The sequence below is a fragment of the Paenibacillus sp. LHD-38 genome (assembly GCF_031157315.1).
Classification (GTDB): Bacteria; Bacillota; Bacilli; order Paenibacillales; family Paenibacillaceae; genus Pristimantibacillus.
Genome location: NZ_JAVIFU010000091.1, coordinates 1 through 12283, shown reverse-complemented (window position 1 = coordinate 12283; position 12283 = coordinate 1). Strand labels below are relative to the sequence as shown.

Here is a 12283-nt window from a genome sequence, read left to right as displayed (position 1 = left end):
ACCATCACCGATATCAGTGGGGACTAAAAAAGATGACTCCTGTTCAGTACAGGAATCATCTACTAAGTGCAGCTTAACACTCTTTTTTTCAAAGTGTCCTTGACTAAGGGGCCAGTTTACTCTTATCGGGAGAGCACGCCTTTTTTTAGTTCAAAATTCGACAATAAATTTTAATAATTTTAATAATTGCTCTTCTTATTACCTGCAAAACGCCGATAAATATCATTAGACGATATGAATTGAGGGGCGGGATTATTAATGAAATTATCTTTACGTTTTAGATTGGCAATGCTCTCTATTATTCCAATTGCGTTTTATGCTTTTACTGGACTTTATATGCTGGGTGAGCAGCGCACCATATTAGAAGAAATGACGGAACAAATTTATGAAACTTCGAATAAAGTCGATACGTTAATCTTAAACGCTGACCGAGATATGTATCAGGCTTATCAAGCTTATTTGAAGGTTGAATCAGGTACCCTGGATCAGGTAAGTGCCGAATCCGCGCGGAAGGAGCTGTCTGATAACATCAAGCAAGTGGATGAGAGGGTAGGCGAAGCCGAAGCTATTTTAACCGAAAAAAGACTGCAGGACTTAGCTTATGGTGACTCTGAACGCAGTATGGAGCAGATTTTAGTTGAATTTAGAACGAATTTCGATATCTGGACAGCAGCAGCTGAAAAAGCTGTGGGAGACGGCGCAAGCAAATTTCAAAATAGCGAAATCGATAATAGCTTTCAAACCAGTCGGTCAGGCATAGATGAAATTGGTCAAAATATCGGTGTGTATGCGAATACGACCATCACGCAAATCACGGCTGAGCTGGATAAAGCGCAGCTCATTTTATTAGTAGGGATCATTGTCGTAACGATCGTTTTGGGAGTCTCTGTCTTTTTCACGGTGCGCCATATCATGAAGACAATAAAAAGCGTCGTTCTCAAAACAGAGCGAGTGGCAGAAGGAGATTTGACCGTCCTGCCTGATAGCAAGTACAGCAAGGACGAACTTGGCAGTATTTCGCGTTCCGTTGATCATATGATCGAAACGATGAGTCAGCTCATTAGCGGTATTGCGGGAAATGCGAGTGAGGTAACGAAGTCGACTGCTCAGCTCATGAACTTCAAAGGAATCGGCCGCCGCTGCCGAGCATGTTGCCCGAAATATTACGGAAGTGGCTAATGGCTCAGAGGTCCAAGCAAGAGGAGCAGAGGAAACTTCCAGAGCTATTGAAGAAATGACGATTGGCATCCAAGTATTGCTGAGAATACAGCCTGGATTGCGGATAAGTCGACTTCAACTTCAGAGCAAGCAAATCTTAGCCATGAAGCACTGGTGCGTTTAGTCAATCAAATGGACGAAGTGGCATCGGTCATTAACAAGCTTTCCAGCACGATAGGCATGCTGGAGCATCGGTCGAAGGAAATCGGCGTGATTGCCGAGAACATTACGAGTTTTTCTAATCAGACGAATATATTATCGCTTAACGCATCCATTGAAGCGGCTCGCGCTGGCGAACACGGGAGAGGCTTTGCTGTTGTTGCCGGAGAGATTCGCAAGCTTGCTGCAGGCTCGCTTGCTTCCGCTGACGGAATTCACCAGCTAGTAGATGAAACGCGCAATGAGATCGCGGGAGCTTCAGCGTACATGTCACAAACGATAGAGGAAATGGAGCGGGGCAGTGAGAGAGTCCATGAGGTCCGCCAAAACCTGGATACAATCGTTGCTTCCATTATTCAAATGAGCGAGCAGATTCATGAAAACTCCGCGATTACGCAGCAGATGTCCGCCAGCTCTGAGCAGGTCAGCGCCTCAATGGAGCAATCAGCCGCTACGGCAGCTGTGAACCTGGAGAAGACAGAGAGCGTCGCTGCCGCAACGGAAGAACAGCTTGCCTTGATGGACAATATATCTTCCGCAGCTATTCATTTAGATGGGATTGTACGTGATCTGGATTATGCTATTTCTCGCTTTAAGGTGAAATGAAATTGGAGTAAAAGCTGCTGCAGCGTGATTCGGAAGAATCAGCTGAAATCAGCTTTTTTTTCATTAAAAAATGTTTTGAAAAGTTGTGTGTTTTTGACGTAACTTTTTGAGCATGTCCTTCGTCTATCATGTAAGATGAGAATTATGAAAGTCGGTTAAGGAGGGATCGGAAGAGCTAATGGCCATTCCGCAGGAAGAAGAACTGAAGACAGAAGCGCAGCTTGAACCCGCTGAAGAAAGGCGCAATCTACTTACCGTTACTGACGTAGAGCGTACATTTCAAGTTGGCGGTTCTCCGCTGCATGTATTAAAGGGCATTCGAATGGAGCTTAAGGAACGCCAGTTAGTTATGCTAAGAGGTAGATCAGGCTCTGGCAAGACGACATTGCTGAATTGCTTGGGAGGGCTTGATACACCAAGTAATGGTGAAATCTTGTTTAATGGCTTGCCTTTTCATAGTATGAGCGATGATGAGCGTACATTAGTCAGACGTAAGCATATGGGCTTTATCTTCCAAGCCTTCGCTCTTATGCCGCTTTTGTCCGCCCGGGAAAACGTAGAGCTTTCCCTTCGCATGGCGGGTGTTCCTCGTGCGGAATGGAAGGGCAGAGTTACCGAGTGTCTAGAATTGGTAGGGCTGGAGCGGCGTATGACACACCGGCCTTTCGAGCTCTCCGGCGGTGAGCAGCAGCGTGTAGCTATCGCAAAAGCGATTGCACATAAACCGATGCTGCTGTTAGCTGATGAGCCGACTGCAGAGTTGGATTCCGGCATGTCAGCACAAATTATGGCGGTTTTCCAAAATATCATTCGCACTGAACAAGTTTCTATTTGCATGACTACACATGATCCTACGATTTTGGAGGTTGCCGACCATGTCTATGAAATGGTGGACGGGAAATTTATTTAAACGTTCAATGGTTGTTGTAATGAGCGTTTCCCTATTATTCGCAAGCGGGTGTTCGTTGCTTCCCGCGGAAGATGAAGAAGAAGTATTGCCTGAGATTGCTCCGCCTCAAATATCCAAAAAACCGGAATATGAGGTGACGACCGCAACACTGGAAACAAAAGTACAAGTAATTGGCAAGCTGATTTCTTTGGAAGAAGAGACTATGTTTTTCACATTAGACGGCAAGCATTTGAAAGAGCTGTATGTGAAAGCAGGAGCAACGGTGAAAGCCGGGCAGGCAATTGGCGAGCTGGACGTTGACGATCTCGTCAAAACGCTCCGTATGGAAAGGCTTGCTTTCAAGAAAGAAGAAATCGCAATGAAAGAGACGCTGCGCCAGCGCGATGAAATGGATCCGATTGAGTTTGAGGAAAAGTCCATCGCATTTGAAGAGCGCAAGCAAAAGCTTGTTGATATGGAAGAGGAAATCGCAAAAGCTACTTTGAAGGCGCCATTTGGCGGGACGATCGTTACGCTTAATGTACAGAAGGGCGATCTCATTAAGGCGTATGCGCCTATTGCCATTGTCGCTGATACAAGCAAAATAACGGCTGCCGCTAAGCTCACCAAAACAGAGCTGGAAAAAATAGCCGTTGGACTAGAGGTTGTTGCCAATATAAGCAATGTAGGAACCTTTAATGGTAAGGTAAAGCTGCTTCCGGTTAAAACGGAAGATCAAAATACCGGAGGAGGTACAGGTGGAACGCCTGGAGAAACGAAGCCGGAGAGGCCTGAGGATTTCCTGATCGTAGATCTCAAGGGTTTGCCGAAAAACTTAAATCGCGGTACGCCGCTGTCCATTAACATTATTACGAAGCGCACAGAAAACGCCATCGTTATTCCTCCTTCCACGCTTCGTTCTATCGGTTCCCGCACCTATGTGCAGGTAATTGATGCAGATGGAAAGCGCGAAGTTGACGTTGAGGTTGGTCAACAAACCTCGACGCAGGTAGAAATCCTGCAAGGTTTGAAGCCGGGGCAGAAAGTTGTAGGTCGATAGCCAATGGGAATTCCGCTGTTTCGTTTTTTGTTCCGCAAAATGTGGAACACGCGCTGGCTAACCTTAAGCACGCTTGCGGGACTGACACTGGCGGTTGCGTTTGCAACGAGCATACCGATGTACGCAGATGGCGCCCTCAAGAGAGTCGTTGCCGAATCGTTGCAGCAGAAGAGCGCCGGATTACCGGCCGGCTCGCTGCTCATGAGGTATCAATCACCTGCTGGCGGTAAAACGGATTTATCAGCATTGTCGGAGCTTGAGCGTTATATCTCAGAAGGAGTACCAAAGGAGATTAACTTTCCTTTCAATACGTATGTCAACAGTTACTCCATACGGGGCTCAGAGGTAGTGCCTGAGGATCCAACGAAGGTCGATGCTGGAAGAAATCGTCAGCTGACGATTATGACAATGTCTGGACTAGAAGCGAACACCGAGCTCACCCAAGGGAGATGGTTCGTAAACGCTGAAGGAGACGGAGAACTGCTCGAAGCAGTCATGTTCGAGGAAGCCATGTATCGTAACGATGTACATATCGGCGACGTGTTTGAATATCCGATATACGGCGGTCTTGATCTCACTTTACGAGTGAAAATCGTCGGAGCTGTTAAGCCGCTAACGGATACGAGTTCATACTGGTATCAAGGAATGGAGAGCTTGCTCGGCACATTCCAGATTAGTGAGGCGGCTTTTGAGAAGGTATTGCTTGGTAAGAATGGTATACCTCTGCATAATGCCAGCTGGTATTACGCCTTTGATCTGTCGGAAATTCAAACGAGCCAACTTACACCGCTTGGGAAGACGCTTGAACGATTAAATATTGAATTGTATCAGCGTCTTAAGGACACCAGAGTAGAAATTTCCTTTGCGTCCACTCTTTCGGAATTTAAGAAGCAAAGCCTGCAGCTGCAGACGCTGCTATTTACGCTAGCCGCTCCAATGCTGGCTATGGTGTTTTTCTTCATTGCCATGAATGCCCGCCAGTCGCTGGATAAACAGCGTAGCGACATTGCCGTGCTTCGAAGCCGCGGGGCAGGCACGCGGCAAATTATTTGGATTTATTTGTTGGAAGGGCTGCTGCTTGGCGGTATTGCTCTGGCGAGTGGTCCTTTTTTGGGCTGGTTTATGGCGAAGAGCATTGGCTCCGCCAACGGTTTCCTCTCCTTTGTTAATCGGAAATCGATACCGGTTGGTTTCTCGACGGAAGCGATTATCGCAGGAGGCGCAGCCGTACTGCTCGCACTGCTGGCCACGATTATCCCAGCGATCATTTACGCAAGATCGTCAATCGTAAGCTACAAACAGGATCTGGCTCGCTCAGACCGCAAGCCAGGCTGGCAGCGCTGGTATCTGGATGTTCTATTGATCGCTGCTGCAGGGTATGGTTGGTACATGTTTAATGAACGTCAGATGCTGACATTCAAAACCGGAATGACAACGGATCAATTAAATGTCCAACCGTTTTTGTTCTTTGTTCCGGCACTATCGATTTTTGCGCTTGGATTATTTTTCTTAAGGCTGTTCCCGTGGCTGTTGAAGCTCTTCACATGGTTCGGTCGCAAATTTTTGCCCGTACCGCTTTATTTGACGCTGACGCAGCTGTCGCGCTCTTCCAAAGGTTATTATCCATTGATGATCCTGTTAGTGCTGACGCTGGGTCTAGGTGTTTATAACGCATCGGCAGCTCGAACCATTGACTTGAACTCGACGGAGCGGACGCTGTATAAGTACGGTGCTGACGTAACCATTCAAACGGTATGGGAAGGCTCAGCTGAAGTGACAACGACTCCTGGCGGCGGTTCAGGTGGAAGCGGCGGAGGCACTGGCAGCGGCGGATCCGGCGGAGGAAGCGGTGGCGGTTCTGGAGGCGGCGCAGGCGGCGGGTCAGGAGGAGGTTCCGGCGGTGGCGGCGGTCAAAGCGTGCCCACTAAGATTTTGTACAGTGAACCTCCGTTTGAGCTATTCCGTTCCCTTGAAGGCGTAGAAGCGGCTGCTCGCGTGCTGCAGGCAAAGGGCAGCGTCGTTATCTCTGGCAAATCAATCGGTCAAGGTACGGTAATGGGGATCGATAACGTTGATTTTGCTAAGGTCGGCTGGTTCCGTAACGATTTGTACCCTGTACATCCTTACTCCTATTTAAATAATCTAGGCCTGTATGAACATGCTGCACTCATACCTTCTAAAGTAGCTGAGAAATACCAGCTTAAGCTGGGCGATCCGATCTCTGTCGGCTTCGCAGAAGGAAAGGTTGACTTTGTGGTAGTCGGTATTTTGCCATATTGGCCCAGCCAATATCCGGACAAATCGCCATTTATTATAACGAATTTGGATTATATTTATGACCAGCTGCCGCTTATTCCATACGAGGTATGGCTCAAAATGAAGCCGGATGCCAAGGTTGCCCCAATTGTAACTGAGCTTCAGAAGGCGGGCATCGAGCTTGCGTCGGTAAAAGACGTGAGAAGCGAACTGATTTCCCAGTCTAAGCTTCCTACGCGAGGCGGAGTTTTCGGTATTTTGAGTTTAGGTTTCCTCGTTTCGGTAGTCATTACGCTTGCTGGCTATGTGCTGTTTTGGTTCTTTAATCTATCGGGTAGGGTCGTCCAATTCGGCGTGCTCCGTGCGATGGGATTATCGCGTAAACAGCTTACCGGAATGCTGCTGCTTGAGCAGCTGTTCACCGCGGGGCTTGCTATCGGGCTCGGCGTTTTGATCGGAAAAGCGGTCAGCTTACTCTTCCTGCCTTTCCTTCAAACGACAGAAAATGTTGCAGAAACAGTGCCTCCGTTCCGTGTTATTTTCGATTCGAATGATACGAATCAATTGTTCGTCGTAGTCGGTGTCATGATGCTGATCGGCGCCATGCTGCTCTTCCTGCATATTCGTAGGCTGAGAGTGCATCAAGCGGTCAAGATGGGAGAGGAACGATGACAACAGCGATGATCGATTGCGAAGGCTTGGTCAAAATCTACAAAACCGATGATTTGGAAGTCGTCGCCCTGCAAGGACTTAATTTAAAAGTTAATGAAGGCGAGTTGATGGCTATCATCGGCAACAGCGGAAGCGGGAAATCGACGCTTCTGAATACGCTGGGCGGTCTTGACCGCCCCTCTGCCGGCCAGGTGCGCGTAGGTCCTTGGGATTTGCTTAAAATTACCGAAGAGGATCTTGTCCAATACAAGCGGGAGACGGTAGGTTTCATTTGGCAAAATAATGCCCGCAACCTGCTTCCTTACCTCTCCGCGCTGGAGAATGTGGAGATGCCGATGATGTTATCCGGCAAGGTGGATCGCGAATATGCAAAACAGCTGCTCGAGTGGGTTGGGCTTAAGGAGCGGATGCACAATAAGCTCCATCAATTATCTGGCGGGGAGCAGCAAAGGGTCGCCATTGCGATATCGCTGTCGAACCGCCCGAAGCTGCTGCTGGCGGATGAGCCGACAGGCTCGGTTGATACAACCACCTCTGATCTAATAATGGGTATTTTCCGCAGGCTTAATCGCGAAATAGGAATTACGATTGTAATCGTTACGCATGATTTGACGCTTGCGAGCAAGGTTGACCGAGTGGTTGCGATCCGTGACGGTTTAACGAGCACGGAGTTTATTAAACGTAATCCGAATATTAATCTTGATGGAGGTGAGGCAGAGCTTCCGGCTGTTTCCAGCGGACTGCAATCTGTGCATGAAGCCTATGTCGTAGTAGATCGGGTTGGACGATTACAAGTACCGAAGGAATATTTATCTGCTTTAAACATTAAGGACAAAGCAACGATGGAGTTTGACGGTGAGCGGATCATAATCACTCCGCCTAAATCATTGGGGGGTTAAATCGGATGAAGAACAAACGGTTTTCAGGAATTCGGTTTCGCAAATTGACTTTAGTAAGCTTAACGCTTGCATTGCTTATCGGTTTGCTTGCTGCATGCAGCAGCGGCTCAGACGAGTCTACCGAAAAACGGGTTTTGCGGATTGGGGTTCTATACGGCGGATCGGATAACGAGCCATACTTCCGTCAGCAATACACGGATATGTACGAAATGTCTCATCCTAACATTGAATTTGAAATCGTAGGCGCAATCAATTATGATGAGCAACGCTTTGAGCAGACAGATCCAGCTAAGCCGGTCACTCAGCCGGATCCTTATGAGAAAATGAAGGAAATGCTAAACGGTCAAAATCCGGTCGATGTTGTAGTCCTTGATTACAATATGCTGCGCCGTATGACGCAAGACAACTTGCTTCAGCCGCTGGATCCTTTAGTGCAGCAGGATAAATTTGACCTCAGCGATTATGTTCCGACCGTGATTGACGGAATTAAGGCTGCAGGTGAGGGCAATCTTTATGCATTAACTCCTACATTCAGCTCTTCTGCTCTTTATTACAATAAAAAGTTGTTTGCTGATGCTGGCGTAACGCCTCCAACAGATAAGATGCAGTGGGCGGATGTGCTTAACCTTGCACGTCAAGTAGCAAAAGGAGAGGGAGAAGAACGCAAATTCGGTTTTGCGTTTAACCGCTGGCCATCCGATGGCTTTAACGACACACAGGTTTACAGCCAGGCGCTGCAATTGAAAATGTGGGATGATAAAGGCGAGAAAATGCTCGTTAACAGCGTTCAGTGGGAAAATGTCTGGAACACGGTTTCTTCTCTCTATCAAGAAGAAATTATTCCGACCCAGGAGTATATGAACAAGATCTATGAGAAGCAAGCTGCTGACGGCGGCAATGTCAATGATCCATTCTATGGCGACCTGTTTATCAAAGGCAAAGTAGCCATGACAATCGGTGAATACGGCTATATCAATGAGCTCAAAAAAGCATCGGATAACGCATCGAAAATTAAAGATTTCGAACCTGTTGATTGGGACGTTGTTACGGTACCGGTTCATCCGAACGATCCTGAGGTCGGTGGCAACATCTATTTGAGCCAATTGATGGGTATTAACAGCAAAGCGCAAAATGATAAAGATGCATGGGAGTTCATCAAATTTTCGAACAGCAAGGAATGGGCTAAGCTGAAGTCGAGAAGTTTGTACGAGATGGTTGCCCGCAAGGAGTTCTTGACGCCAATCGGAGGCTTGCAATACAACATGGACGCTTTTACTTCCCTTAAGCCGCTTCCTCCAACGAGCACGGATTCCGAAAAAATATTCCGCGAGAAACCAGGTATTTGGGAAGCGCAGCAACCAGGCAACGAGTTATTCCAAGAAGTGATTAAAAAGACGAAAACAGCAAAAGAAGCGCTCGCCGAGTGGGAAACCCGCGGAAACGCTGTGCTGGAACGCTTGAAAACGAACCCTAACGGTGGCGTAGACGGCGGTGGCGGCGCAATTGACATTATGCCAGTACCAAGATAACTAATACGATAAAAAGCCCGCAAACGATCCTAGCGTCGTTTGCGGGCTTTTTCCAACTATAAGGCTAACCTCTTAGAAGAAACGACTGATAAGCGGTCCAGGAGCCGTTATCGGTCTGATAAAGCAAGTGTACGCGATCTATTCTCGAAGATAGGTCAATGGCCTGCATGCGTAGGTTGCCATATACATCATGAAGCTCTTCTGCAGAGAGCTCTTGCCCAATAGTGACATGCGGCGTGAATACATACTTAGGCTCTGCGATAGTCATAGGTCCGCTGCAAACCTTATCATGGAGCTGCTGCATGGGGACTGTGTCCTGAAGCGCAAGGTAAAGTACGTGATTGACCGGATAGAAGGTAGAGACCCGGTTCAACTGAATGGAGAACGCAGGCATCGCGGATGTGATTTGTTCTAAATGGTTCACAGCTGTCTGCAGCTCGTCATCCGACCACTCCTCAGCTTCTCTGAGTGTTAGATGAGCAGGAATGGCTGAGTAATGCGGATCAAGCCGTCTTCGCCAGCTATTCGCGAAATCCTGTACATGTTTTTCCGGAAAAACGACGACGCCATATAACATGGTCTTCAGCTCCTTCAAAATGACCTAATTTGAGTATACCCGATTTGTATAATAATTAAGAAGTTGAAAAATTCATCATTTTTGAACTTAAGGAGAGGCGAATGGCATTCATGTGATTGTAAAGGCTTATGGTTATGTTTACTTGTATTATCTCATGTTTGGGGTATCCTAATGGCTACAACCTTTATTGAGGCAGCGACATGCTGCTTATCCTATAAAACAGTGGAGGGATTCGCATGAGATGGGTGTACTGGGTTCGCCTATACGAGACGAAATTTCAAGCGGGGTGCCTGGTTAGAAGAATGGAAAACGACTGGTGGGTTCACGGCTATGAAAGCCCGCGTGAAGTCGAAGTTTTTCGGTCGCGCAAGGGGCGATTCGGGGTCAGATTTATTCCTTAAAAAGAATAAAAAATAAAATAGAATATTTTGCTTGACTTAAATCATGCTCATATAGTATATTATTTTATGTCGCCATTTCAAGAAGCTTTGCTCAAATGGATATACGTCGCGGGGTGGAGCAGCCCGGTAGCTCGTCGGGCTCATAACCCGAAGGCCGCAGGTTCAAATCCTGCCCCCGCAACCAACCTTTCGATGAATACGTTGAAATATACGTTTTTCGAGGGCCCTTAGCTCAGTTGGTTAGAGCGGTCGGCTCATAACCGATTGGTCGGGGGTTCGAGTCCCTCAGGGCCCACCATAAGCAAAACCTTCACAACATGCCGGGGTGGCGGAACTGGCAGACGCACAGGACTTAAAATCCTGCGGTGGGTGACCACCGTACGGGTTCGATTCCCGTCCTCGGCATACCTAGAAAACCTTGAGCTTTCAATGGTTTTCACGAAGTACATAATACCATTCAATAATAATTTATTGAATGGTAAAAGGAAGTAGCACCTCGTAAACGCAGTTTTCTCGTTGAAAAACGAATGAATCGCGAAGAGGTGCTTTTTTCTTTGTTCGAAAAGCTCAATCCAGTCTGACGAAAGAACACGATAGCAGTAAGTAGTTAAGATGCTGTAAACAATCCAATTGAATTTGAAGAACATCAATAAAGCCGATTTCCTTCTGAACAAGGGGTGAAGTCGGTTTTATTAATTTTGTTTCCATCAAGTCATTATTGATAGCAGAACAAGTGTTTGCATATAATAAATACACCAATCTACAAGGATGGTGTAATCGATGAGAAAGAAGTTAGTAGGAAACGGTTCATGGGAATCAAGTCGTATGATGTTGCCGGAGCATATTGTGAACATAAATGAACATGCATACCAACAAAAGAAACGATCACGAATTCATCTTGATGAACAGGAATGGGAGGGTATCTCAAAGGCCGTTGAGAAGCGTAGATCAGTTAAAAGGTCGTTTTATGATTGATGGGGAATGGTTCCAAATCAAAGATATCGAGGGTGTCCAATTTGAGGATTGATCGTCAGAAACTAATTGAACATCTTAGTTTAACGCTGAGCAACTTCGATTGAAGATTGATGGCTATGATGAAGCGAAAAGCATCGATAGCGGAATGATTCTGATGTGGGTTGCAAAGAAGATTATGCTCACTCATCTACTGGACGATTTGTATAAAGGGAAGTTTGACGAATAAAAATCCGGTCACTCTTAAGAGTGGCTTTTTACATGCCTGAAGGAGCTGAACCGGTGAGAAACCTTACCGAAAATATTGGATCAATTTTCATTTAGAAACTATCCATTGGTTTTTTATTTTGTATAATGCTAAATAAAAAGTGACATACTTATATCCACATAAATATATGGAGGTCGTAATATGAGTGTCACGTTTTTTGGTCAGTTAAAAGATAGGAAACTGATACAGATCAGGGGAAATATTGAGATGATTAGAGAAGATATAGTGAAATTCGAAAATACTCTAAGGGAATATGAATATGTGTTGCCTCTGATACCAGATGGATTTGAAATGAAGAAACACATAATTGAAGATTATCAGATGCGTAAATCCATACATAGTACATTAACAGATGAGGTTTCACGTCTTGAGAGTCAGTCAATGCTAAGAATTGTTCCTAAATGACTATTTGAATTGTTGCATTCAAAGGTAATAAAATGAGCCTTCTCACTAGAGAAAGGCTTTTTGTTTTCAGTTATTAGTCCAAGGATACATTCGCAGATTTATAGACGAAGGACCTATGATGGCAGATATGCTGTCCGCTTATTTAAGGCACGGCAAGACAGCAGTACCCAAAGCTTGGAGCAAACAATCATGTCCAAGCGCTGCAGCGCGCCAAGCAATTACAAATACATGTTTGAGAGGTCCATCTTTTTTTAACTACGACAGCAAGATTAACTAGCAGGTATTTCCAAACATTTGTCGAAGGTATATAGGTCAGAATTTATCCTAGGAGATGACCTTCATGCTTGAGAAAAATAGATTGGGTAATGCGCC

11 protein-coding genes and 3 tRNA genes are annotated in these 12283 nt (G+C 46.2%); 13 read left to right on the top strand and 1 reads right to left on the bottom strand.

Going from position 1 to position 12283, the window contains the following annotated elements; genetic code table 11:
• The first annotated feature begins 258 nt into the window (after positions 1-258).
• The 7 genes from RCO25_RS33600 (at position 259) to RCO25_RS33570 (ending at position 9288) form a co-directional block, all read left to right on the top strand.
• Complete coding sequence (locus RCO25_RS33600; RefSeq protein ID WP_309000401.1) at positions 259-1179, top strand: HAMP domain-containing protein; 921 nt, start codon at positions 259-261, stop codon at positions 1177-1179.
• Between the two features lie 75 nt (positions 1180-1254).
• Positions 1255-1983, top strand: a complete 729-nt coding sequence (locus tag RCO25_RS33595; protein ID WP_309000403.1) for a methyl-accepting chemotaxis protein — start codon at positions 1255-1257, stop codon at positions 1981-1983.
• A gap of 178 nt (positions 1984-2161) precedes the next feature.
• Positions 2162-2893, top strand: coding sequence for an ABC transporter ATP-binding protein (locus RCO25_RS33590; protein WP_309000400.1), 732 nt, complete (start codon positions 2162-2164; stop codon positions 2891-2893).
• Positions 2859-3932, top strand: coding sequence for an efflux RND transporter periplasmic adaptor subunit (locus RCO25_RS33585; RefSeq protein WP_309000399.1), 1074 nt, complete (start codon positions 2859-2861; stop codon positions 3930-3932). Before RCO25_RS33590 ends, RCO25_RS33585 begins: the two co-directional genes overlap by 35 nt.
• 3 nt (positions 3933-3935) lie before the next feature.
• Entirely contained in the window at positions 3936-6860 is a 2925-nt protein-coding gene (locus RCO25_RS33580; RefSeq protein ID WP_309000398.1) for an ABC transporter permease, read from the top strand.
• An 8-nt stretch (positions 6861-6868) separates the two neighbouring features.
• A complete protein-coding gene (locus RCO25_RS33575; RefSeq protein WP_309000402.1) occupies positions 6869-7759 on the top strand; it encodes an ABC transporter ATP-binding protein in 891 nt (296 codons plus the stop codon).
• Positions 7760-7764: 5 nt separating this feature from the next.
• Positions 7765-9288, top strand: a complete 1524-nt coding sequence (locus RCO25_RS33570; protein ID WP_309000397.1) for an ABC transporter substrate-binding protein — start codon at positions 7765-7767, stop codon at positions 9286-9288.
• A 64-nt stretch (positions 9289-9352) separates the two neighbouring features.
• On the opposite strand, the gene RCO25_RS33565 is transcribed toward RCO25_RS33570, so the two are convergent.
• On the bottom strand, positions 9353-9865 hold the full coding sequence (locus RCO25_RS33565; protein WP_309000396.1) for a 2'-5' RNA ligase family protein: 513 nt from the start codon (positions 9863-9865) through the stop codon (positions 9353-9355).
• A 236-nt stretch (positions 9866-10101) separates the two neighbouring features.
• Here RCO25_RS33565 and RCO25_RS33560 point away from each other — a divergent pair, with 236 nt between their 5' ends.
• From RCO25_RS33560 to RCO25_RS33535, 6 genes are all read left to right on the top strand, one after another.
• Positions 10102-10266, top strand: coding sequence for a hypothetical protein (locus RCO25_RS33560; RefSeq protein WP_309000395.1), 165 nt, complete (start codon positions 10102-10104; stop codon positions 10264-10266).
• A gap of 107 nt (positions 10267-10373) precedes the next feature.
• A tRNA-Met gene (locus tag RCO25_RS33555) sits at positions 10374-10450 on the top strand.
• A 37-nt stretch (positions 10451-10487) separates the two neighbouring features.
• Positions 10488-10564: transfer RNA gene (locus RCO25_RS33550), tRNA-Ile, on the top strand.
• Between the two features lie 21 nt (positions 10565-10585).
• Positions 10586-10671, top strand: a tRNA-Leu gene (locus RCO25_RS33545).
• 375 nt (positions 10672-11046) lie between these two features.
• Positions 11047-11241, top strand: a complete 195-nt coding sequence (locus RCO25_RS33540) for a YolD-like family protein (RefSeq protein ID WP_309000394.1) — start codon at positions 11047-11049, stop codon at positions 11239-11241.
• 406 nt (positions 11242-11647) lie between these two features.
• Positions 11648-11911: a hypothetical protein gene (locus RCO25_RS33535; protein WP_309000393.1), complete on the top strand. Its 264-nt coding sequence runs from the start codon at positions 11648-11650 to the stop codon at positions 11909-11911.
• The last annotated feature ends 372 nt before the right edge of the window (positions 11912-12283 follow it).